Source organism: Pandoraea morbifera, assembly GCF_902459575.1.
In the GTDB taxonomy this organism is placed as follows: Bacteria; Pseudomonadota; Gammaproteobacteria; order Burkholderiales; family Burkholderiaceae; genus Pandoraea; species Pandoraea morbifera.
On record NZ_CABPSD010000007.1, the window covers coordinates 1 to 23,266 of the forward strand.

At 63.5% G+C, this 23,266-nt stretch carries 19 protein-coding genes; 17 read left to right on the plus strand and 2 right to left on the minus strand.

Annotated elements, in window-relative coordinates; all coding sequences use genetic code 11:
- Positions 1–183: 183 nt before the first annotated feature.
- The gene (locus tag PMO31116_RS12985; protein WP_150567084.1) at positions 184–1,509 is read right to left on the minus strand and encodes a C4-dicarboxylate transporter DctA; all 1,326 of its coding nucleotides are present in this window, start codon (positions 1,507–1,509) and stop codon (positions 184–186) included.
- Between the two features lie 445 nt (positions 1,510–1,954).
- Between PMO31116_RS12985 and PMO31116_RS12990 the strand changes: the two genes are divergently transcribed.
- The 8 genes from PMO31116_RS12990 to PMO31116_RS13025 all read left to right on the plus strand — a co-directional run bounded on the left by PMO31116_RS12990 (position 1,955) and on the right by PMO31116_RS13025 (position 11,852).
- Positions 1,955–2,722 carry an SDR family NAD(P)-dependent oxidoreductase gene (locus PMO31116_RS12990; RefSeq protein ID WP_150567085.1) on the plus strand — a complete coding sequence of 256 codons (768 nt, stop codon included), beginning with the start codon at positions 1,955–1,957 and terminating at the stop codon, positions 2,720–2,722.
- Positions 2,719–4,353 (plus strand): alpha,alpha-trehalase TreF, encoded by a 1,635-nt coding sequence (treF, locus tag PMO31116_RS12995; protein ID WP_150567086.1) that lies wholly within the window; start codon positions 2,719–2,721, stop codon positions 4,351–4,353. Before PMO31116_RS12990 ends, treF begins: the two co-directional genes overlap by 4 nt.
- A 164-nt stretch (positions 4,354–4,517) precedes the next feature.
- Positions 4,518–5,279 carry a FadR/GntR family transcriptional regulator gene (locus tag PMO31116_RS13000; protein ID WP_150567087.1) on the plus strand — a complete coding sequence of 254 codons (762 nt, stop codon included), beginning with the start codon at positions 4,518–4,520 and terminating at the stop codon, positions 5,277–5,279.
- A 195-nt stretch (positions 5,280–5,474) separates the two neighbouring features.
- Positions 5,475–6,620 (plus strand): glutamine-hydrolyzing carbamoyl-phosphate synthase small subunit, encoded by a 1,146-nt coding sequence (gene carA / locus PMO31116_RS13005; RefSeq protein ID WP_150567088.1) that lies wholly within the window; start codon positions 5,475–5,477, stop codon positions 6,618–6,620.
- 40 nt (positions 6,621–6,660) lie between these two features.
- Positions 6,661–7,329, plus strand: a complete 669-nt coding sequence (gene leuE / locus PMO31116_RS13010; RefSeq protein ID WP_150567089.1) for a leucine efflux protein LeuE — start codon at positions 6,661–6,663, stop codon at positions 7,327–7,329.
- Between the two features lie 18 nt (positions 7,330–7,347).
- A complete protein-coding gene (gene carB, locus PMO31116_RS13015) occupies positions 7,348–10,590 on the plus strand; it encodes a carbamoyl-phosphate synthase large subunit (RefSeq protein WP_150567090.1) in 3,243 nt (1,080 codons plus the stop codon).
- A gap of 286 nt (positions 10,591–10,876) precedes the next feature.
- The gene (gene greA / locus PMO31116_RS13020) at positions 10,877–11,353 is read left to right on the plus strand and encodes a transcription elongation factor GreA (protein ID WP_150567091.1); all 477 of its coding nucleotides are present in this window, start codon (positions 10,877–10,879) and stop codon (positions 11,351–11,353) included.
- Positions 11,337–11,852, plus strand: a complete 516-nt coding sequence (locus PMO31116_RS13025) for a DUF4149 domain-containing protein (protein ID WP_150567092.1) — start codon at positions 11,337–11,339, stop codon at positions 11,850–11,852. Before greA ends, PMO31116_RS13025 begins: the two co-directional genes overlap by 17 nt.
- Before the next feature lie 157 nt (positions 11,853–12,009).
- Here the strand turns inward: PMO31116_RS13025 and yhbY are convergent, their stop codons facing one another.
- Positions 12,010–12,513 (minus strand): ribosome assembly RNA-binding protein YhbY, encoded by a 504-nt coding sequence (gene yhbY, locus PMO31116_RS13030; RefSeq protein ID WP_150567093.1) that lies wholly within the window; start codon positions 12,511–12,513, stop codon positions 12,010–12,012.
- Between the two features lie 138 nt (positions 12,514–12,651).
- Here yhbY and PMO31116_RS13035 point away from each other — a divergent pair, with 138 nt between their 5' ends.
- The 9 genes from PMO31116_RS13035 to phoU all read left to right on the plus strand — a co-directional run bounded on the left by PMO31116_RS13035 (position 12,652) and on the right by phoU (position 23,247).
- Positions 12,652–13,302 (plus strand): RlmE family RNA methyltransferase, encoded by a 651-nt coding sequence (locus PMO31116_RS13035; protein ID WP_023595185.1) that lies wholly within the window; start codon positions 12,652–12,654, stop codon positions 13,300–13,302.
- 119 nt (positions 13,303–13,421) lie between these two features.
- Positions 13,422–15,296, plus strand: a complete 1,875-nt coding sequence (gene ftsH / locus PMO31116_RS13040; protein WP_023871788.1) for an ATP-dependent zinc metalloprotease FtsH — start codon at positions 13,422–13,424, stop codon at positions 15,294–15,296.
- 316 nt (positions 15,297–15,612) lie between these two features.
- Positions 15,613–16,503, plus strand: coding sequence for a dihydropteroate synthase (folP, locus tag PMO31116_RS13045; protein ID WP_174971312.1), 891 nt, complete (start codon positions 15,613–15,615; stop codon positions 16,501–16,503).
- Positions 16,504–16,676: 173 nt separating this feature from the next.
- Positions 16,677–18,020, plus strand: coding sequence for a phosphoglucosamine mutase (gene glmM, locus PMO31116_RS13050; RefSeq protein WP_150567094.1), 1,344 nt, complete (start codon positions 16,677–16,679; stop codon positions 18,018–18,020).
- 606 nt (positions 18,021–18,626) lie between these two features.
- Complete coding sequence (gene pstS / locus PMO31116_RS13055) at positions 18,627–19,661, plus strand: phosphate ABC transporter substrate-binding protein PstS (RefSeq protein WP_150567095.1); 1,035 nt, start codon at positions 18,627–18,629, stop codon at positions 19,659–19,661.
- Between the two features lie 136 nt (positions 19,662–19,797).
- Positions 19,798–20,772 (plus strand): phosphate ABC transporter permease PstC, encoded by a 975-nt coding sequence (gene pstC / locus PMO31116_RS13060; protein ID WP_150567096.1) that lies wholly within the window; start codon positions 19,798–19,800, stop codon positions 20,770–20,772.
- Positions 20,772–21,668 (plus strand): phosphate ABC transporter permease PstA, encoded by an 897-nt coding sequence (pstA, locus tag PMO31116_RS13065; RefSeq protein WP_150567097.1) that lies wholly within the window; start codon positions 20,772–20,774, stop codon positions 21,666–21,668. The genes pstC and pstA overlap by 1 nt, the downstream gene beginning before the upstream one ends.
- A gap of 66 nt (positions 21,669–21,734) precedes the next feature.
- The gene (gene pstB / locus PMO31116_RS13070) at positions 21,735–22,517 is read left to right on the plus strand and encodes a phosphate ABC transporter ATP-binding protein PstB (RefSeq protein ID WP_023595192.1); all 783 of its coding nucleotides are present in this window, start codon (positions 21,735–21,737) and stop codon (positions 22,515–22,517) included.
- Positions 22,518–22,539: 22 nt separating this feature from the next.
- Complete coding sequence (gene phoU / locus PMO31116_RS13075) at positions 22,540–23,247, plus strand: phosphate signaling complex protein PhoU (RefSeq protein ID WP_150567098.1); 708 nt, start codon at positions 22,540–22,542, stop codon at positions 23,245–23,247.
- Positions 23,248–23,266: the final 19 nt, after the last annotated feature.

Consider the following 23,266-nt stretch of genomic DNA (forward strand, 5'->3'; position numbering starts at 1 on the left):
CCAGGCGAGGATCGGCCAGATTCACGTATCGGCGCACGAATTCCGGTGCGTTCGGATCTTGCGGGGCGAGGGCCATGTTGCGTTTGACTCCAAGGTATGTGGCCGACGCAGGGCGCCGACCGTAAGGGTGTTGGGGCAGGCGCCAGCATCGCCGGCTACCCACGGTTTGGATGTTTCTGTGTTTCAGCGCGTCAGGGCAGCGTTGACCGGTGCACCGGCTTCGGCCCCCGCAGACTCGGAAATCGGCTCGTAAGGCAGGGCGCCGTCGAGGACGTTGTGCGCTCTTGCAAAGTCGACGTCTTTTTCCCATGCGGCCACCACGAGCGTTGCCACGCAGTTGCCGAGTAGGTTGGTAATGGCCCGCGCAATGCCGACGAACCAGTCCACGGGCAGGATCAACACGAGACCGATCACCGGGATGGCCGGAATGGCGGTCAGTGTCGCCGCGAGAATGACGATGGCCGATCCGGGAATGCCATGCGCGCCCTTGGAGGTGAGCAGCGACACGAGCACGACGAGAATGAGGTCGTGGATGGACAGCGGGGTGTTGGTCGCCTGCGCAATGAAGATGACCGCCAGGGTGAGGTAGATGGAGAAACCGTCGAGATTGAAGGAGTAACCGGTCGGCACGACGAGGCCCACGGTCGATTTCTTGATCCCCATCCATTCGAGCTTGCGCATGATGGTCGGCAACACGGCATCGGACGACGCGGTACCCAGCACGATGGAGAGCTCTTCACGGAAGTATTTGATGAATTTGAAGATGTTGAAGCCCGCCAGACGCAGCACGCCTCCCAGTACGACGGTGACGAATACAAAGCAGCTCAGGTAGAACACGAGGACGAGCATGCCCAGCTGTTTGAGCGACGCCGCGCCGTATTTGCCGGTGGTGAATGCCACCGCCCCCAGCACGCCCAACGGCGCCAGCCGAATGATGAATGCCATCACGCGGAAGAAGACATGGCTAAGGTCGTCGATGAAGCGAGCCACGGGACGGCCTCGCTCGCCAATGGCCGCAAGTGCGCATCCGAACATCACGGAAAACACGAGGATCTGCAGGATGTCGCCCTTGGCAAAGGCGTCGGTGATGGTGTCGGGAATGATCTTCAACAGGAAGCCCGCAGTGTCTTTGAGACTCTTCGCATTCTCGGTGTACGCGGACATGGCGCTCGGATCGAGGCTGTGAATGTCGATGTTCATGCCCACGCCCGGACGCGTGACCCACGCAAGCACGGCGCCAATGACGAGCGCGAAGGTCGTGATGATCTCGAAGTACACCACCGCCTTGACACCCACCCGGCCGACTTTGCGTAAGTCTCCCGCGCTCGCCATGCCACTCACAACCACGCAGAATACGATGGGGCCGATGACCATCTTGATCAATTTCAGAAAGCCGTCGCCCAAGGGACGCAATGACTCTCCCAACTGCGGAAACCATACGCCGAGCGCCACACCGACGATCAACGCAATGACAACTCGGCCAAACAACGAACGAAACAGCTTGGGCATGGTTTTGTCTCCTCTGCCTGCGTAAATCACTCTCTCGGATTTCGCGATTTCTACGTCTGACGGACTGCTCTCGGGGGCTGACTCTGTGCATCTACCGCATCGATGAGCGCTGCGCACTCATCCACCACGTTCCAGTGTAGTCAAACACGTCATACCGGTCTGACCAGTGGTGTTATGGCGAATATTAGAAATTCAATATAGTGAGGTCAAGGTGAGTCTTGTGAGGGGATTCCCTAGGGCGACGGGATGCGCCACGGTCGGCTGTGCCGATGGCGGCGATCCGCTCGAAAGTCTTTGTTTTGCCAGGCGAATCCCGCGTCATTCGGGGTGAACTTCGCTTTCCTTCTGTCGGTCGCACAGGTATCTGGCAGGTGGTTCGGGGGGGCAGGCGGCTTCTCGGGCGGCATGCGCAGATTCCCCAAAACCGACGAAGCAGGGAGGCGCCATGCGGATGAAGGACACGGTGGTTCTGGTCACTGGCGGCGGGCAGGGCATCGGGCGCGCGATCGCGATCCGACTGGCCCAGGAGGGCGCGCGGCTGGTGGTCGAGGACCGGCTGGACAGTGCGATGGCTGAGCAGACACTCGATCTCGTGCGCAAGGCCGGCAGCGACGGCTGCGTGATCGCGGGAGATGTGGGCAGTGTCGCCGACGACCGCGCGGTGATCGAGCAGGCGGTCGAGGCCATGGGCCGCGTGGACGTGCTGGTCAATAACGCCGGTGTGGAACGCCGCGCCCCGTTCCTGGAGGTGACGGAGGACGATTATGACCTGGTGATGGACGTGAATCTGAAGGGCGCGTTTTTTGTGACGCAGGCGTTTGTGAAGCACCTTCGGGACACGCAGCGCGGCGGGCGCATCGTCAACGTGAGCTCGGTTCATGAGGAATTGCCGTTTCCGCATTTCGCCAGCTACTGCGCAAGCAAGGGCGGCATGAAGATGATGATGCGCAACCTTGCCATCGAACTCGCCCCGCTCGGCATCGCCATCAATAACGTGGCGCCCGGCGCGGTGGGCACGCCGATCAATCGGAACTTGCTCGCGAACAAGGCCCAGCTCGATGCACTGGTCGCGAACATTCCCCTCGGACGTCTGGCGGATCCCAGCGAGGTGGCCAATGCCGTGCTTTTCCTCGCCTCGCCCGAGGCAAGCTACGTCACCGGAACGACGCTGTTCATCGACGGTGGCCTGCTCTGGAATTATTCGGAGCAATGAGGATGACGGACTCCGCTCAACGCACGCTCGCTCGCGGTGGCATGACGCCAGAGGTCGCGCACTCGGCGCCCTCGGACGTGCTTACGCCAGCCGACCGCTATCAGGAGCTGTTTGTGGCCGTGCAGACGCAACGCATCTTTCCCGACAGCAAGACGTTCGTCGATTGCGTGCCTTCGCTGGCCCCGGAGGAGGTGCTGCGCCGCTACCGGGAAGCCGCGCAAGTGCCCGGCTTCGATCTCTCACGCTTCGTGGCCACGTATTTCACGCTGGAGCGCACGCCGCCAAGCCATTACGTGTCGGCGCCGGGGCAAGCACTGGTGCCCCACATCGACGGCCTCTGGGATGTGCTCACGCGCCAGCCGGAAGCCCACCCGGCATGCAGTTCGCTGTTGCCGCTGCCTCGTGCCTATGTGGTGCCCGGCGGACGCTTCCACGAGCTCTACTACTGGGACTCGTATTTCACGATGCTAGGGCTCGCCAGCAGCGGCCGTCACGACCTGCTGGTGAGCATGGCCGACAATTTCTCGTTTCTCATCGACACCTATGGCCACATTCCCAATGGAAACCGCACGTATTACCTCAGCCGCTCGCAACCGCCGATGTACGGCCTGATGGTCGAGCTCTTCGAGTCGCATGGCGTGAGCCGCGCCTTACGCTATCTGCCGCATCTGCGACGCGAGTATGAGTACTGGATGGACGGCGAGGCGTCGCTCGCACCCGGCGACGCCCGGCGTCACGTGGTGTGCATGCCCGACGGCGCTTGCCTGAACCGCTATTGGGACGAGCGCGATTCGCCGCGCGAGGAGGGCTATCTGGAGGATGTGAATACGGCGCTGCACGCCCCGTACCGTCCCGCGGGCGAGGTGTATCGCGATCTCCGCGCAGGCGCAGCCTCGGGCTGGGATTTCAGTTCGCGCTGGCTCGATGACGTCAATGACCTCTCGTCGATCCGCACCACGGCGATCATCCCCGTGGACCTGAACAGCTTTTTGTACGCCTCGGAACGCCAATTGGCCTGCCTCGCCGAGGCCGCCGGCGACACGCAGGCATCGCACGCGTTTGCCGCCCGCGCGCTGGCCCGGCGCGACGCGATGACCCGCTATCTCTGGAGCGACGAGCTTGGCGCTTTTCTCGACTATGACTGGCAACGCGGGCAACGCCGAACTTGCCTGAGCGCAGCTGCGGCCACCCCGCTGTTCGTCGGACTGGCCTCGCCGCCGCAGGCGCAACGCACCGCCAAGACGCTGCGCGAACACTTGGTCGCCGCCGGCGGGCTGCGCACGACCCAGGCGTCGAGTTTGCAACAGTGGGACCCGCCCAACGGCTGGGCGCCGTTGCAATGGATCGCCATCCACGGACTTCGCAAGTACGGCGAGCAAGCCCTGGCGAGTGACATCGCGCACCGCTGGCTCTCGACCGTGAGCGCGCTGTATGTTCGCGAGAGCAAGCTTGTGGAAAAGTACTCGCTGCATACGAGCGACGCCATGTGCCCAAGCGGCGGGGGCGGCGGCGAGTACCCGCTGCAGGACGGCTTCGGCTGGACCAACGGCGTGGTTCGTCGCCTGCTCGGCGATCACCCGGAACATCACGCGCACCAGGCGCTGGCACAAGGCTCCGCACCCGGCAAATGACCCTGCTGATGACCCGGCAGATGATCGGGGCCGCGAAGCGGCGCCCGATACCGCGCGCGCGGAACCAGCTGCCGGGCTCCCGTGCGCCCGGCAGGCTGGCACCGGGCCGATATTTGGCGTCGTACAATGCGCCTTACGAATCCCCGCATTCCCAGTGAGGCCTCATGAAGCATTCGGCGCATGCCGTAACCGACGCCGCCGTCGCCACTATCCGCGAGCGCATCGAACGCCAGATCTATCCCGCCGGCGCGATGCTTCCCTCGCAGCGCCAACTCGCCGAAGAGCTGGCGATCAGTCGCGCCTCGCTGCGCGAGGCGCTCTCGACGCTCGAAGCGCTCGGCATGGTCGCGATCCGCCCCGGCAAAGGGGTGTACGTGAACGACGCGTCGGCACGGGTCGGCGTCGCCTGGCGCTTTGCCGACCAGATATCGCTCGCCGATACTTACCAACTGCGCTTTGCCCTGGAAGGCTTCTCGACCCGGCTCGCCGCCCACGCCGCCAGTGCCGACGAGATCGACTGGCTCACGGACAACGTCGAAGCGATGAAGGCCGCCCTGATCGAGGGCGATGTGGATACCGCCGCCCATCTGGATTTCGCCTTCCACCTGCGCATCGTGGGACTGGCCGGCAACGGTGCCATCGCAGACATTTTGCGCGGCAGCACCGACATCGTCATGGAAAGCCAGCGCCTGCCGTTCTATCAGCGCGAACTCGTGCTTTCCACCTATCATGAACATCTGGAGATCCTCAACGCCCTGCGACGCCGCGACGGCGCCGCCGCCGGGGCCGCAATGGAGCGCCATATCGTGCTGGCAGCCCAGCGAGCAGGGATTCATTTCCCTATCCCCTCTGCGTATCCGTCGCCCGGCGACACGCCCCCCCGGGAGAACGCAGAGCGTACTGGTGCCGCACACGTTCAGCTTTGAGATACATCGGATTTGCGCTATACTTTGAAGGTTTTAGTCATTTAACCCTCACCCTAGCGCCTACCCGCCTGACATCTCGTCCGCAGCCCGAGCATCCGCTGTGCGCATATTCCGCGCAATTCCGGTGCCCGCGCTGATGTCATCGCGAGCGGACGATGGGGCTGGCAGCCGGGGTGAACCCTTCAGGAGTTTCCCGTGCTGCCGTCATTCCCACCCGCCATTCTCGCGCTCGCTGACGGCACGGTCTTTCGTGGGTACGCCATCGGCGCTGCCGGTCACACCATCGGTGAAGTGGTCTTCAACACGGCCATTACCGGCTACCAGGAAATCCTCACCGACCCCAGCTATGCGCGCCAGATCGTCACGCTGACGTATCCGCACATCGGCAACACGGGCGTCAACGGTGAAGACGTCGAAGCCACGAAAGTCCATGCCGCCGGCCTGATCATCAAGGATCTCCCGATCCTCGACTCGAATTTCCGCGCCAGCAAGACGCTCTCGCAATATCTGAAGGACGAAGGCGTCGTCGCCATCGCCGGCATCGATACGCGCCGCCTGACTCGTATCCTGCGCGACAAGGGTGCCCAAAACGGTTGCATCCTCGCCGGTGAAGAGGCCGACGAAGCCAAGGCCATCGCCCTCGCACAGTCGTTCCCCGGGCTGGCCGGCATGGACCTCGCGAAGGTCGTCTCGACCACGGAAAAGTATTCGTGGACGCAAACGGAATGGACGCTCGAGGAAGGCTACGGCGAACAGACGCAACCGAAATTCCACGTGGTCGCGCTCGACTACGGCGTCAAGCGCAATATCCTGCGCATGCTTGCCGAACGCGGCTGCAAGGTGACCGTGCTGCCTGCCCAAAGCTCGGCTGACGAGGTGTTCGCCCTCAACCCGGACGGCGTATTCCTCTCGAACGGCCCCGGCGACCCGGAGCCGTGCGATTACGCCATTGCCGCCACCAAGACCTTCCTCGAGCGACGCATCCCGACGTTCGGCATCTGCCTCGGTCACCAGATCATGGGCCTGGCAGTCGGCGCCAAGACGCTGAAGATGAAGACCGGCCACCACGGCGCCAACCATCCGGTGAAGGATCTGGCAACCGGCCGCGTGGTCATCACGTCGCAAAACCACGGTTTCGCTGTCGATGCAAACAGCCTGCCCGCCAACGCCCGCGTGTCGCACGTGTCGCTGTTCGACGGCACGCTGCAAGGCTTCGAGCTGACGGACCGCCCGGCCTTCTGTTTCCAGGGCCACCCGGAAGCGTCGCCCGGCCCGCACGACATCGGCTACCTGTTCGACCGCTTCGTGCAGTCGATGGCCGACGCCAAGCAGCCTGCGTAAGGCACGGCGACGACGAACAACGGACAAGGAATCACGTCACATGCTCGGAAACTCGATCGGCATCGTCAACCTCTGGACCTATCTGGCCGGTGTGGTGGTGATCATTCTGCTGCCGGGGCCGAACTCGCTGTATGTGCTGTCGGTGGCAGCGCAGCGCGGCGTGCGCCAGGGCTATGCGGGGGCGTGTGGCGTGTTCCTGGGCGACACGATCCTCATGACGCTGTCGGCCGCGGGCGTGGCATCGCTGCTGCACGCCCAGCCGGCACTCTTCTTCGTGGTGAAGTATCTCGGCGCCGCCTATCTCTGCTGGATGGGCCTGAACATGCTGCGCGGCGCGCTCGCGAATGCGCGGGCGGCCCGCGCCAGCACCGCAGCGTCGGTCGCCGCGCCGAAGCACGTCGACGCGGATCACCCGTTCAAGCGCGCGCTGTTCATCAGCCTCCTTAACCCGAAGGCCATCCTGTTCTGCGTGTCGTTCTTCATCCAGTTCGTCGATCCGGGCTACGCCCACCCCGCCGTGTCGTTCGCGGTGCTGGGCGTGATCGTGCAGACCTGCAGTTTCCTGTACCTGAGCACGCTGATCCTGGCCGGTTACCGCCTGGCCGAGCACTTCCGGCAACGCCGCCGGTTGAGCGCCGGGGCAACCGGCGGCGTGGGCGCGCTGTTCGTCGGCTTCGGTGTGAAGCTGGCGACCGCGACGCTGAGTTAAATTTTTGTTGAGAACGTTATGCCAAAGCGCACAGACATCAAGAGCATCCTCATCATCGGCGCCGGTCCGATCATCATCGGTCAGGCATGCGAATTCGATTATTCCGGCGCACAGGCCTGCAAGGCCCTGCGTGAGGAAGGCTATAAGGTCATCCTGATCAACAGCAACCCCGCCACGATCATGACCGACCCGGATACGGCCGATGTGACGTACATCGAACCGATCACGTGGGAAGTCGTCGAGCGCATCATCGCCAAGGAGCGCCCGGACGCGATCCTGCCGACGATGGGCGGCCAGACCGCGCTGAACTGCGCACTCGACCTGCACCGCCACGGCGTGCTCGACAAGTACAAGGTGGAACTCATCGGCGCGTCGCCCGAAGCCATCGACAAGGCCGAAGACCGCCAGAAGTTCAAGGACGCGATGACCAAGATCGGTCTCGGTTCGGCCAAGTCGGGCATCGCCCACTCGATGGAAGACGCCCTCGCCGTGCAGGCACAGATCATGGCGGAGACCGGCGGCAGCGGCTACCCGATGGTGATCCGTCCGTCGTTCACGCTCGGCGGCTCGGGCGGCGGCATTGCCTACAACCGCGAGGAATTCGAAGAGATCTGCAAGCGCGGTCTCGACCTCTCGCCCACGCGCGAACTCCTCATCGAGGAGTCGCTGCTCGGCTGGAAGGAGTTCGAGATGGAGGTCGTGCGCGATCGCGCCGATAACTGCATCATCGTCTGCTCGATCGAAAACCTCGACCCGATGGGCGTGCACACCGGCGACTCGATTACCGTCGCCCCGGCGCAAACGCTCACCGACAAGGAATACCAGCTGCTGCGCAACGCGTCGCTCGCCGTGCTGCGCGAAATCGGCGTGGAGACGGGCGGCTCGAACGTCCAGTTCTCGATCAATCCGAAGGACGGCCGCATGGTCGTCATCGAGATGAACCCCCGTGTGTCGCGCTCGTCGGCGCTGGCCTCGAAGGCCACCGGGTTCCCGATCGCGAAGGTCGCCGCCAAGCTCGCCGTGGGCTATACGCTCGACGAACTGCGCAACGAAATCACCGGCGGCGCCACGCCGGCTTCGTTCGAGCCGACCATCGACTATGTCGTCACCAAGGTGCCCCGTTTCGCCTTCGAGAAGTTCCGCGAAGCCGACGCCCGCCTCACCACGCAGATGAAGTCGGTCGGGGAAGTGATGGCCATGGGCCGCACGTTCCAGGAATCGTTCCAGAAGGCCATGCGCGGTCTGGAAGTCGGCGTGGACGGTCTGGACGAGAAGTCGACCGATCGCGACGAGATCGTGGCCGAAATCGGTGAACCGGGCCCGGACCGCATCTGGTACGTCGGCGACGCGTTCCGCATCGGCATGAGCCTCGAGGAGGTCTACGCCGAGACGGCCATCGACCCGTGGTTCCTCGCCCAGCTCGAAGACATTGTCAAGAAGGAAAAGGCGCTCGCCGGCCGTACGCTGGAGAGCCTGTCGACCGAAGAACTGCGCTTCCTGAAGCAAAGCGGTTTCTCCGATCGCCGCCTGGCCAAGCTGCTGGGTACCGATCAGACCGCCGTGCGCCGCGCGCGCATCGCCCAGAAGGTGCGCCCGGTCTACAAGCGCGTGGACACGTGCGCGGCCGAATTCTCGACCAATACGGCTTACATGTACTCGACCTATGAGGAAGAGTGCGAAGCCCAGCCGACCAACAAGAAGAAGATCATGGTGCTCGGCGGCGGCCCGAACCGGATCGGTCAGGGCATCGAGTTCGACTACTGCTGCGTGCACGCGGCGCTCGCGCTGCGCGAGGACGGGTACGAGACCATCATGGTCAACTGCAACCCGGAAACGGTCTCGACGGACTACGACACGTCCGATCGTCTGTACTTCGAACCGGTGACGCTCGAGGACGTGCTGGAAATCGTCGACCTCGAGAAGCCGGCCGGCGTGATCGTGCAGTACGGCGGTCAGACGCCGCTCAAGCTCGCGCTCGATCTCGAGGCGAACGGCGTGCCCATCGTCGGCACCAGCCCGGACATGATCGATGCCGCGGAAGACCGCGAGCGCTTCCAGAAGTTGCTCAACGACCTCGGTCTGCGTCAGCCGCCCAACCGCACGGCGCGCGCCGAGGACGAAGCCCTCAAGCTGGCCTCGGAAATCGGTTATCCGCTGGTGGTGCGTCCTTCGTACGTGCTGGGTGGCCGCGCGATGGAAATCGTTCACGAGCCGCGTGACCTCGAGCGCTACATGCGCGAAGCCGTCAAGGTGAGCAACGATAGCCCCGTGCTGCTCGACCGCTTCCTGGACGACGCCATCGAGTGCGACGTCGACTGCATCTCGGACGGTACCGACGTGTATATCGGCGGCGTGATGGAGCACATCGAACAGGCCGGCGTGCACTCGGGCGACTCGGCCTGCTCGCTGCCGCCGTACTCGCTGTCGGCCGAAACGGTCGCCGAACTCAAGCGTCAGACGGCCGCGATGGCCAGGGCGCTCAACGTGATCGGCCTGATGAACGTGCAGTTCGCGATCCAGCAAGGCAATGGCGTGGACACGATCTACGTACTCGAAGTGAACCCACGCGCCTCGCGCACGGTGCCGTACGTCTCTAAGGCCACCGGCCGTCAACTGGCCAAGATCGCCGCGCGCGCCATGGTCGGCCAGTCGCTCAAGTCGCAGAACGTGACGACCGAGGTCTTGCCGCCGTATTTCAGCGTGAAGGAAGCCGTGTTCCCGTTCGTGAAGTTCCCGGGGGTCGACCCGGTGCTCGGACCGGAAATGCGCTCGACCGGCGAAGTGATGGGCGTGGGCCGCACGTTCGGCGAAGCGCTATTCAAGTCGCAACTGGCAGCCGGATCGCGCCTGCCGGCCTCGGGCACGGTGCTGCTCACCGTCAAGGACGCCGACAAGCCGCGTGCCGTCGAGGTCGCCCGCATGCTGCACGCGCTGGGTTACCCGATCGTGGCAACGCGTGGGACCGCGGCGGCGATCGAAGCCGCCGGCATCCCGGTGCGCGTAGTCAACAAGGTGAAGGATGGCCGTCCGCACATCGTCGACATGATCAAGAACGGCGAAATCGCGCTGGTATTCACCACGGTGGATGAAACGCGCACGGCCATCGCCGACTCGCGCTCGATCCGCATGTCGGCGCAGGCGCACAAGGTCACGTACTACACGACCATCTCGGGCGCCCGCGCCGCGGTCGAAGGCCTGAAGTACCTGCAGAACCTGGAGGTCTACGATCTCCAGGGGCTGCACGCCTCCTTGCCGGCCTGAGGAAGTCCGGTCCGCCCGTCCGGGCGGGCCATCCACCCGGCCACCCCGCGGGGTGGGGCGCGATGACGCAAAATTTGGCACGCCCGATGAGGAACCGATCCCCGTCAGGCGCGCCAAACGCTTCATGACTGGCGCAATGTCGTCTGGCGAACCCTCGGGGTCGCGCCGTCGGCAACTCTGCTACACTAGTGCCATACAGGTGTCACAGCCGCGGTTGAGCGGCGTTCGCGAAAAGTGCGAATGCGGCTTTGCTGCGGCAATTTTTTTGTCTTTCGGAATAACGCGCATGAGTACCATTCCTCTGACCAAACGGGGCGCCGAGCTGCTCAAGAATGAGCTGCACCGCCTGAAGACCGTCGAACGTCCGAACGTGATCACTGCGATTGCCGAAGCCCGTGCGCAGGGTGATCTGTCGGAAAACGCGGAATACGACGCCGCTAAGGAAAAGCAGGGCTTCATCGAAGGACGCATCGCCGAGCTCGAGTCGAAGCTCTCGGCGGCCCAGATCATCGACCCGTCGGCGCTCGACGCCGAAGGCCGCGTGGTGTTCGCCGCCACCGTCGAGCTCGAAGACCTCGAGAACGGCGGCACGGTTCTGTACCAGATCGTCGGCGACGATGAAGCCGATCTGGAGCACGGCAAGATTTCGGTGAGTTCGCCGATCGCGCGTGCGCTCATTGGCAAGTACGCAGGCGATGTGGCCGAAGTGCAGGCCCCGAGCGGCGTGCGTGAGTACGAGATCATCGATGTCCGCTACGTCTGATGTGACGTCTGCCGGCGGCGCGCCCCGGCTGGAACGGTTGTTCCGGCTGGTGGCAACGCTCTGGTGCGGAAGTCAGTGGGCGATCGGCTATATCGTTGCGCCCACGCTTTTCGCGGTGCTCGAATCACGCACGGTGGCTGGAACGGTCGCCGGTCGACTGTTCCATACGCAGGCCTGGCTGAGCCTGGTCTGCGGCGCGTTGCTGGTCTGGCTGGCCACGGCGCTCATTGCCCGTACGTCCGATGCCATCGCCGCGCGCAGCTATCGAATGCTGCGCTGGTTGGCGGTGGCGATGATGGTTTGCGTGCTGATCGGCTCGTTTGGCCTGCAGCCGTTCATGGCGGATCTGCGTGCGCAGGCGGAAGCCGCGGGCGTGGAAATCGGTCGGTCGGCTTTCGCTGCCCGATTCGGCATGCTCCACGGTATTTCGAGCGGAATTTACCTGCTGCAAAGTCTGCTGGCGATCGTGCTGATCTGGCGTCAGCCGGTGCGCGGCTGATTGTCGCAGGGGCGGTCGGCCGGGCCGGATCGACCGGTCGGCGGGCTCGTCGAGTCGTGCCGCACGCCGTCGTCCACAAAAAAACGCGCCCGACATTGTCTGGGCGCGTTCTTTTGAGCGAACGCCGCAAAGCGGCAACGGGGTACGGGGCGTCGGATCAGTCGTTGCGCTGACGCTTGACGCTGGTCTGGCGCTTCTTGGCCTTCTTGACGATGCCGCCGGCGGTCATGCGTTCGTTGCCGCGAACGGTCACTTTCTTGACCGTCGGGCGTCGCCCGGCGTTGGTGCTGTGCTTGACGACAGTCACGGTGCGTGGGGCGCGACCCTTGACCGTGGCTCCGGTGCCGCCGGACTTGGCGCGAATCGGGGTGTCGGCAGTGTCGTCGGGCGTGGGGCGGTACAGGACCAGCAGCTTGCCGATGTGCTGCACGGGGGCGGCGCCGAGCTGGTCGCAAATGGCATCGTAGATCGCCACGCGCGTGTCGCGTTCGTCGCCGAACACGCGCACCTTGATCAGTTCGTGGGCCTTGAGGGCGCCGTCGATTTCCTTGAGCACCGCCGGCGTCAAGCCGTCGGCGCCGATCAGAACGACGGGATTCAGCGCATGGGCGGCGGAGCGCAAGTCGGCGCGTTGCGCCGGGGTCAGGGTCAAAGCGGGCATAGAAAACAGACGAGACAAACGAGTTAGGATGCGCCCGCGAGCGGTGGCCGCAGCGTCTGCCGCGCGGCAGACCGGTCCACGCGTTTTTGGGCGCGCAAGGGCGTATTATCCTGCAAATTGCAGCGTTTTCGAAGAATCATGGCAAAAAACCGTTTCAGTCACGCGTGGCTGCACGATCACATCAACGATCCCTACGTCAAAATGGCGCAACGCGAGGGCTATCGCGCTCGCGCAGCCTATAAGCTCAAGGAAATCGACGAACAGGACCGGCTGATCAAGCCGGGACAGGTGATTGTCGACCTGGGATCGACACCCGGCAGCTGGAGCCAATACGCGCGCAACAAGCTTGCCAAGGGCAATCGGGTCGACGGCGGCATCGACGGCACGATCATCGCGCTCGATATCTTGCCGATGGAACCGATTGCGGACGTGCATTTCCTGCAGGGCGACTTCCGGGAAGACAGCGTGCTCGAACAACTCGAGGAAATCGTTGCCGGGCGCAAAGTCGACCTTGTAGTTTCGGATATGGCCCCCAACTTGTCGGGAGTGGCGTCGGCCGACGCCGCGCGAATCGAGCATTTGTGCGACCTGGCGCTCGATTTCGCTCAACGACACCTGAAACCGGAGGGCGCGCTGCTGGTCAAATGTTTTCATGGCAGCGGGTATAGCCAGATCGTCGAGAAATTCAAACAACAGTTCAAAACGGTGGCGCCGCGCAAGCCGAAGGCGTCTAGAGACAAATCTTCCGAAACGTTCATTCTCGGACGGGGTTTGAAAAAACCGGCTTGATGCCCGTCAAACCGGCGCACTGGCGCTATGGTGGCGGTAGAGAATCACTATGGCGGTGCGCCTGCGAGTGGATTAGAATGAATTCCTGGCGCGAAGCGATTTCATGAAGGAGCAACGCTTTGAACAATAATATGTTTTCCAAAGCGGCGGTGTGGTTAGTCATCGCGCTGGTCTTGTTTACTGTTTTTAAACAGTTCGACAAGCCGCACGTCCAGGAGGGCGTGACGTACTCCCAGTTCATGGACGATGCCAAGAATGGCAAGATCAAGAACGTGGTGGTGCAGGGCCGCAGCCTTCAGGTCACGCCCAGCGACGGTCAGAAGTACACCATCGTCTCGCCCGGCGACATCTGGATGGTGGGCGACCTCATGAAGTACGGGGTTCAGGTCTCGGGCAAGGCCGACGACGAACCGAACGTGCTCATGTCCGCGCTTTACTATCTCGGACCGACGCTGCTGATCATCGGCTTCTGGTTCTACATGATGCGGCAGATGCAGGGCGGAGGTAAGGGCGGTGCCTTTTCCTTCGGCAAGTCCCGAGCCCGCCTCATCGACGAGAATGCCAATCCGGTCACTTTTGCCGACGTCGCCGGATGCGACGAGGCCAAGTACGAAGTCGGCGAACTGGTCGACTTCCTGAAGGATCCTCAGAAATTCCAGAAGCTGGGCGGCCGTATTCCGCGCGGTGTGCTGCTCGTCGGCCCGCCGGGAACCGGTAAGACGCTGCTGGCGCGCGCGATCGCGGGCGAAGCCAAGGTGCCGTTCTTCAGCATTTCGGGGTCGGACTTCGTGGAAATGTTCGTCGGCGTGGGCGCGGCCCGTGTGCGCGACATGTTTGAAAACGCGAAGAAGCAGTCGCCGTGTATCGTGTTCATCGACGAAATCGACGCGGTCGGTCGCCATCGTGGCGCCGGCATGGGCGGCGGTAACGACGAACGCGAACAGACGCTGAACCAGATGCTCGTCGAAATGGACGGCTTCGAGGCGAATTCGGGCGTGATCGTGATTGCGGCGACCAACCGTTCGGACGTGCTGGACAAGGCGCTGCTGCGTCCGGGCCGCTTCGACCGCCAGGTCTACGTCGGTTTGCCGGATATCCGCGGTCGCGAGCAGATCCTGAAGGTGCACCTGCGCAAGGTGCCGATCGCGAACGATGTCGACGCTTCGGTCATCGCACGCGGCACGCCGGGCATGTCGGGCGCCGATCTGGCCAACCTCGTGAATGAAGCCGCACTGTTTGCGGCGCGCCGTAACAAGCGCATCGTCGAGATGCTCGACTTCGAAGACGCGAAGGACAAGATTTTCATGGGTCCTGAGCGCAAGTCGGCGGTCATGCGCGACGAAGAACGCCGTGCCACGGCCTACCACGAGTCGGGCCACGCAGTGGTGGCGATGCTTTTGCCGGGGGCCGATCCGGTCCACAAGGTCACGATCATTCCGCGTGGCTGGGCGCTGGGTCTGACGATGCAGTTGCCGGAGCACGACAAGTATTCGGAATATCGCGACACGATGCTCACGCAGATCGCGATCCTGTTTGGCGGTCGTGCGGCCGAGGAAGTCTTCATCAACAAGATGTCGACGGGCGCATCGAACGACTTCGAGCGCGCGACCAAGCTGGCGCGCGATATGGTGACCCGCTACGGCATGTCGGACGCCCTGGGCCCCATGGTCTACGTCGATACGGAGCAGGATTCGGTGTTCGGCCGGATGTCCGCCAAGTCGGTGTCGGAAGCCACGCAGCAAAAGGTCGATGCGGAAGTGCGCCGAATTCTCGACGAGCAGTACGCCCTGGCCAAGAAGCTGCTGGAAGACAACCGCGAGAAGGTCGAGTCGATGACGCAGGCGCTCATGGAGTGGGAAACCATCGATGGCGAGCAGATCAACGACATCATGGATGGCCGTCCGCCGCGCCCGCCGAAGAGCGGCCCGTCGAACGGTGGCGCCTCGGGGGGCAACTCGCCGCTCAAGCCGAGCAACACGCCGGCAACCGTCTGAACGGTTGCCGCGACGCTCGGAAGCACGTCGTTCGAGAAAAGGCCGGCATACCGCCGGCCTTTTTGTATTTTCGGGCCGGGATCGGGCCACGGAGGCGGGCGCCCCCGCCAAATCGGCATATCGGCGTTACCGAGTGTTTCCGAGTGTTTCCGCGGTCGATTCGCAGGGCGAATCCGGTACCATTACGGCCATAAGCGATGTCCCGCCTTGCGGACACGTCGGTCCGCTCCTCCCGAACGGGCCGCCACACAGGTCTTTCTGAGCTACGAGCTGTCGAATGTCCACTGAGCAGTCGAAATCCGCCCCTTCCGCCTCGATGCCCGCCGACGATGTCGTCGTGTCCGCCGATGCCCTCGACACCCCGCCCAAGCCCGCCACGCTGGCGCTGGGCCCCCGTTTTCAGCTCGATGCCAATCGTGTCCACGTGATGGGCATCCTGAATGTGACGCCCGATTCGTTTTCGGACGGCGGCAAGTTCGTGGCCCGCGATGCGGCACTGCGCCATGCCGAGCAACTGATTGCCGACGGGGTGGATATCCTCGACATCGGCGGCGAGTCGACCCGTCCGGGGGCCGAGGCATTGCCGGAGGATGCCGAACTCGAGCGCGTCGTTCCGATCGTGGAGGCGTTGCGCGATTGCGGCGTGCCGCTCTCGATCGACACCTACAAGCCGGGCGTAATGCGCGCCGTGCTCGCCGCCGGGGCGGACATGATCAACGACATCTGGGGCTTCCAGCAACCCGGTGCGATCGAGGCGGTACGCGACAGCGAGGCAGCGCTGTGCATCATGCACATGCTGCACGATCCGAAAACCATGCAGGACGCCCCGATCTACACCGATGTGGTGACCGAAGTTGCGGCCTTCCTTGACGGTCGGGTCGACGCGATGCTCTCGGCCGGTGTTGCACCGACGCGTCTGTATCTCGATCCGGGATTCGGTTTTGGCAAGAATCTCGCCCATAATCTCGCCTTGCTCAAGCACTTGCGCGTGCTCTCGCGCGACGGCCTGCCGTTGCTGGTGGGCATGTCTCGCAAAAGAATGCTCGGTGAAATCACCGGGCGCGCGTTGCCGATGGAGCGCCGCACGGCCAGTGTGGCGGCCGCGCTGTGCGCCGCCCAGCAGGGCGCTGCGATCGTGCGGGTGCACGATGTCGCGGAGACGGTCGATGCCCTGAAGGTATGGCAGGCGGTGCGCGACGCCGAGTAGGCGTATGACACGCCGGGCCAGACGCCGGCCGGGGACCGAGTGGGGACGCACGTCGCAGAAAATGTCGCCGCCCCGCTCGCGCTCGAACGACGAGCAAGATACAAAATGAAAGACGCGCGCGTCCGGCCCATCACGGGGCGAGGGCGCGACGCCTCACCTGGGAACGAAGCAAGATGAAACGACGCTATTTTGGGACGGACGGTGTCCGCGGCACCGTGGGCGAAAGCCCGATCACGCCGGAGTTCGTGCTGCGGCTCGGCTATGCGGCCGGGCGCGTGCTGGCCGGCAATCAGACGTTGGGCCGTCCGACGGTGTTGATTGGCAAGGATACGCGGGTCTCGGGCTACATGCTCGAAGCCGCGCTGGAAGCCGGCTTTGCTGCCGCCGGCGTGGATACCATGATGGCAGGCCCCATGCCCACGCCCGCGGTTGCCTATCTGACCCGTGCATTGCGTCTGGCGGCGGGCGTCGTCATCAGCGCGTCGCACAATCCGTATCACGACAATGGCATCAAGTTCTTCTCGGCCGACGGCAATAAACTGCCGGACCAGACCGAACTGTCGATTGAAGCCGAGCTCGACAATCCGATGTCCTGCGTGCGCTCCGAGCAGCTCGGCAAGGCGCGTCGCCTGGATGACGCCGCCGGGCGCTACATCGAGTTCTGCAAGAGCACGTTCCCGAACGATTTCGACCTGCGCGGCATGAAAATCGTGGTCGACTGTGCGAACGGTGCGGCGTATCACATCGCGCCGCACGTTTTTCACGAATTGGGCGCGGAAGTCATCGCGATCGGCAACCAGCCGAATGGTTTCAACATCAACGAGGATTGCGGGGCGACTGCGCCCGATGCGCTCATGCGCGCCGTGCGGGCGAATCATGCCGACATTGGCGTGGCGCTCGACGGCGACGCCGACCGCCTGCAGATCGTCGACGGCGCGGGACGTCTCTATAACGGCGACGAGCTGTTGTACCTGCTCGTCAAGGACCGTCTGGACAACGGCGGCGTGCCCGGTGCAGTGGGCACGTTGATGACCAATATGGCGGTCGAAGTGGCGTTGAAGGGCCTCGGGGTGCCGTTCGTGCGTGCCAAGGTCGGCGATCGCTACGTGCTCGAGCAACTGCACAAGCATGGCTGGCAGCTCGGCGCGGAGGGCTCGGGGCACATCCTGTGCCTGGACAAGCACACCACGGGCGACGGCATCGTTTCGGCGCTGCAGGTGCTTGCGGCCATTCGTCGTGCGGACAACAAGCCGCTGGCGCGGCTGCTCGATGGCGTGCGTCTGTTCCCGCAACACATGATCAATGTACGCACGACACCCGGTTACGACTGGCAGGCGGACGCACGTCTTGCCGCCGAACGCGACGCCGTCGAGGCAAAGCTGGGCGATGCGGGCCGTGTACTGATTCGCGCGTCCGGCACCGAACCGGTGTTGCGCGTGATGGTGGAGGCGCGCGACGAATCGCAGGCCACCTCGTTGGCCCAGCATCTGGCGAACGTCGTGAAGGCCGCTGCTTGACGCTTGAACGCCTGGATGCCTTGGCGTCTTGGCACCTTGAAGTCGTAACGTCGTAACGCGTCGGCCGGTCCGTCTTCCGGTCGCCGCGCGGCGGCGGTCCGCCGACCGTTCGCGGTCGATCTGCCTGCCCCCCCGATGCGACCTCGTTCGCCTCGCTCGTTCCCGCCGGTGACGCCCGGCGTAGAAGCCGTCACGGTTCGTGGCGGCTTTTTTCGTTTTCAACGTCCGGAAACGCCATTCGGGCGCTTCACAGCACCTTCCAGTCGTAGGAATCAACGCGGCATCGCGCCGTCCGTTTGTGACAGTCCTCGTGACGACTGTCAGCGAATTTCCGACATCGAATCGTCACGGTTACGGCGTGGTCACGGTGCGCGGAACGTGCTTCGCGGGCACGCCCAATGGCCACGGAAATCGGCCCGAAACCCTTGCCTGTCAAAGGTCTTGCTCGTTGCCGGGGTGGCAGGGACGCTGCATGCAATGTGTCGATGGGAAGGCGACTTCGTGACACTTTGATGGTGGGCTTTCGAATATGACACATTACTGTCACATTCCGAATCTATGCTTCGAGCCATCCACACGCTGTACCACACCAACTCGGAGAGATCCATGAAGCTGATGAAGACTGCGATTGCCGGCCTGGCTGGCCTTCTGTTTGCCGCGGGCGCGATTGCGGGCGAGATTACGGGTGCCGGCAGCACGTTCGCCGCTCCCATCTACACGAAGTGGGCCGACGCGTACCAGAAGGCGACCCAGAACAAGGTGAACTACCAGGGTATCGGGTCGTCGGGCGGCATCAAGCAGATCCAGGCCAAGACCGTCGATTTCGCCGGCTCGGACGCTCCGTTGACCGATGAAGAACTCGCCAAGCAGGGCCTGTTCCAGTTCCCGACCGTGGTCGGCGGCATCGTGCCGGTCATCAACGTGCCGGGCGTGAAGGCTGGCGAGTTGGTCCTGTCGGGCGAAGTGTTGGGCGACATCTACCTGGGCAAGATCAAGAAGTGGAACGATCCGGCCATCGCCAAGCTGAACCCGAAGGTCAAGCTGCCGGATACCGACATCGCCGTGGTTCGCCGCGCCGACGGCTCGGGCACGAGCTTCGTGTTCACGAACTACCTGTCGAAGGTCAACGCCGAGTGGAAGAGCAAGGTCGGCGAAGGCACCACGGTCAACTGGCCTACCGGTACGGGTGGCAAGGGTAACGACGGCGTTGCCGCCTTCGTGCAGCGTTTGCCGGGCGCCATCGGCTATGTCGAATCGGCCTACGCCAAGCAGAACAAGCTCACGCACACGGCACTCGTGAATGCCGATGGCAAGACGGTCGAGCCGGATGCCAAGACGTTCGCTGCCGCAGCCGGCAAGGCAGAGTGGTCGAAGACGTTCTATCAGATCCTGACCAACGAGAAGGGCGCCGATTCGTGGCCGATCGTGGCGGCGACGTTCGTTCTGGTGCATCAGAAGGCTGACGCGGGCAAGGAAGCGCAAAGCGCCGACGTGCTCAAGTTCTTCGACTGGTCGTTCAAGAACGGCGTGAACACCGCCAAGGAACTGGACTACATCCCGCTGCCGGAAGCGGTGCTCAAGCAGATCCGTGCCGGCTGGAAGGCGAAGGTTGCCGAGTCGGCCGCCAAGGCCGGTATCTAACGCGCCTTGCAGGCATCGGGCCAATGCCAAGTGGCGTTGCCCGAGACCTCAAACCGGCAATATCCGCGCCGCCTGTTCCGAAGCCCGGACGCTGATCCGGCAACGGCTGGCGGCGCGCTCACGCTGAGACGACATCATGGCAGAAGCCACCAGCCCCCTCGCAACGCCGGGCGCGCAGCGCGCCCCGTCTTCCGTTGGCGACTTTCTCTTCGCGCTGCTCACTCGCGCGGCCGCGTTCATCACGCTGCTCCTGCTCGGTGGCATCATCGTGTCGCTGATCGTGAGCGCAATGCCGTCGATCGAGAAGTTCGGCTTCGCCTTTCTGTGGACGAAGGAGTGGGATCCTCCCGCGGAGCAATTCGGCGCGCTCGTCCCCATCTACGGCACGATCGTCACGTCGGTGATCGCGCTCATCATCGCGGTGCCGGTGAGCTTCGGTATCGCGCTTTTCCTGACGGAACTCTCGCCGGTATGGCTGCGCCGCCCACTGGGCACCGCCATCGAGCTGCTCGCGGCCATCCCGAGTATCGTCTACGGCATGTGGGGCCTGCTGATCTTCGCTCCGATCTTCAGCCAGTATTTCCAGAAACCGCTGCAAACGTTGCTCGGCAACGTACCGGTCATCGGCGCGCTGTTCCAGGGCCCGCCGCTGGGCATCGGTATTCTGCCGGCCGGCGTCATCCTCGCGATCATGATCATCCCGTACATCGCCTCGGTCATGCGCGACGTGTTCGAAGTCACGCCCGTGCTGCTCAAGGAATCGGCGTACGGCATCGGCTGCACGACCTGGGAAGTGATGTGGCGAGTGGTGCTGCCCTTCACGAAAACCGGCGTCATCGGCGGCATCATGCTCGGCCTGGGCCGGGCGCTCGGCGAGACCATGGCCGTCACCTTCGTGATCGGCAACACGAACCTGCTCGACAACGTGTCGCTGTATTCGCCGGGCAACAGCATTACCTCGGCGCTGGCCAACGAATTCGCCGAAGCCGGGCCGGGCCTGCACACCTCGGCGCTCATGGAGCTCGGCCTGATTCTCTTCTTCATCACCTTTGTGGTGCTGGCGCTATCCAAGCTCATGCTGCTGCGCCTCGAGAAAAGCGAAGGTAAATAATGACCCAACAAGCGCTCGAACTGGAAACGCCCGACGTGAAGCCCACCGACGCCTTTACCCGCGTGCGGCTCCAGGCCTACCGCCGCCGCAAGAACATTTTCGCGATCGCCATGTCGCTTGCGGCGATGGCCTTCGGCCTGCTCTGGTTGCTGTGGATTCTCTACACGACCCTCTCGCTGGGGGTCGGCGGCCTGTCGCTGTCGTTGTTCACCGAGATGACGCCGCCGCCGAATACCGCCGGCGGGGGGCTGGCCAACGCCATCGCGGGCAGCCTCGTGATGGTCGGCATGGCCACGCTGTTGGGCACGCCGCTGGGCATCCTCGCGGGCGTGTACCTTGCGGAATACGGACAGAAGTCCTGGCTCGCGAGCCTCACGCGCTTCATCAACGACATTCTGCTCTCGGCGCCGTCGATCGTGATCGGCCTGTTCGTATATGCGCTGGTCGTGGCCAAGATGGGGCACTTCTCGGCGTGGGCCGGCATCGTGGCGCTTGCGCTGCTGCAGATCCCGATTGTGATCCGCACTACCGAGAACATGCTCAAGCTGGTGCCGAATAACCTGCGCGAGGCCGCCTTCGCGCTGGGAACGCCGAAGTGGCGCATCATCGTGAAGATCACGCTGAAGGCTTCGATCGCCGGTATCGTGACGGGCGTGCTGCTGGCCGTGGCGCGCATTGCGGGCGAGACCGCGCCGCTGCTCTTCACCGCGCTGTCGAATCAGTTCTGGTCGATGAACCTGAACCAGCCGATGGCCAACTTGCCGGTCACGATCTTCAAATTTGCCATGAGCCCGTTTGCGGAGTGGCAGGCGCTTGCCTGGGCGGGGGTGTTCATCATCACCCTCGGGGTGCTGTTCCTGAACATTCTGGCGCGCACGCTGTTCGCCAAGAAGTGACCGGCGAATCGAGCGACGCGAAACGACACCTCCCGACACGACGCCTACATGACGGTTGAGACCAACATGACGAACCCGACCCAAGAAATCAAGCTGCCCTCGAAGATCGAAGTCAAGAACCTGAACTTCTTCTACGACAAGTACCACGCGCTCAAGAACATCAACCTGCGCATTCCCGATCGCAAGGTCACGGCCTTCATCGGCCCGTCGGGTTGCGGCAAGTCGACGCTGCTGCGCACGTTCAACAAGATGTACGCCCTGTATCCGGAGCAGCGCGCCGAGGGCGAAATCAACATGGATGGCGAGAACCTGCTCACCAGCAAGCAGGACATCGCGTTGCTGCGCGCCAAGGTCGGCATGGTGTTCCAGAAGCCGACGCCGTTTCCGATGTCGATCTACGACAACATTGCGTTCGGCGTGCGCCTGTTCGAGAAGCTCTCGCGCTCGGAAATGGACGACCGTGTCGAGTGGGCGCTGACCAAGGCGGCGCTGTGGAGCGAAGTCAAGGACAAGCTGCAACAGTCGGGGTACGGCCTCTCGGGCGGCCAGCAACAGCGCCTGTGCATCGCGCGCGGCATCGCCATTCGTCCGGAAGTGCTGCTGCTCGACGAGCCGTGCTCGGCGCTCGACCCGATCTCGACCGGCCGTATCGAAGAGCTGATCGCGGAGCTCAAGGACGACTACACCGTGGTGATCGTCACGCACAACATGCAGCAGGCCGCACGTTGCTCGGACTTCACGGCCTACATGTATCTGGGCGAACTGATCGAATTCGGCGAGACCGAGAAGATCTTCATCAAGCCGGATCGCAAAGAGACCGAAGACTACATCACCGGCCGTTTCGGTTGAAGCCCACGAGGAAATCAGCGACATGAACGACAAACACCTTTCCAGCCAGTTCGACTCCGACCTCAATCAGGTTTGCTCGCGCGTCCTCGAAATGGGCGGCCTGGTCGAATCGCAGATCGTGACGGCCATGCGGGCGCTCAACACGTTCGATCGCGCGCTCGCGGACGAAGTGATCGCCACCGAGCAGCGACTCAACACCATGGAAGTCGAGATCGACGAGGAGTGCAGCAAGATCATCGCCCGCCGTCAGCCGACCGCGCGCGATCTTCGTCTGCTGCTCTCGATCTCCAAGACGATCACCAACCTGGAGCGCGCGGGCGACGAAGCCGAGAAGATCGCCAAGCGCACGCGCCATCTGCTCGAGGACGGCGCCGCGCAGAGCGTGAATTTCGCCGAAATCAAGCTCTCGGGCGAGATGGCCGCTCAGTTGCTGCGCCGCACGCTCGACGCGTTTGCGCGCCTGGACATCGTTGCCGCGGCGGAGATCGTGCGCGACGACAAGGCGATCGACAATGAGTTTCGCGGCTTCGTGCGAAAATTGGTCACGTACATGATGGAAGACCCGCGAACCATTTCCGCGGGCCTGGATTTCCTGTTCATCGCCAAGGCTGTCGAGCGTATTGGCGACCACGCGAAGAACATCGCCGAATTCATCATCTACATTGTCAAGGGCACCGACGTCCGGCACATTTCGCGCGAAGATCTGCAGCGGAAAGTGCAAGGCGAGTGAAGCCAGACATTAACGAAGG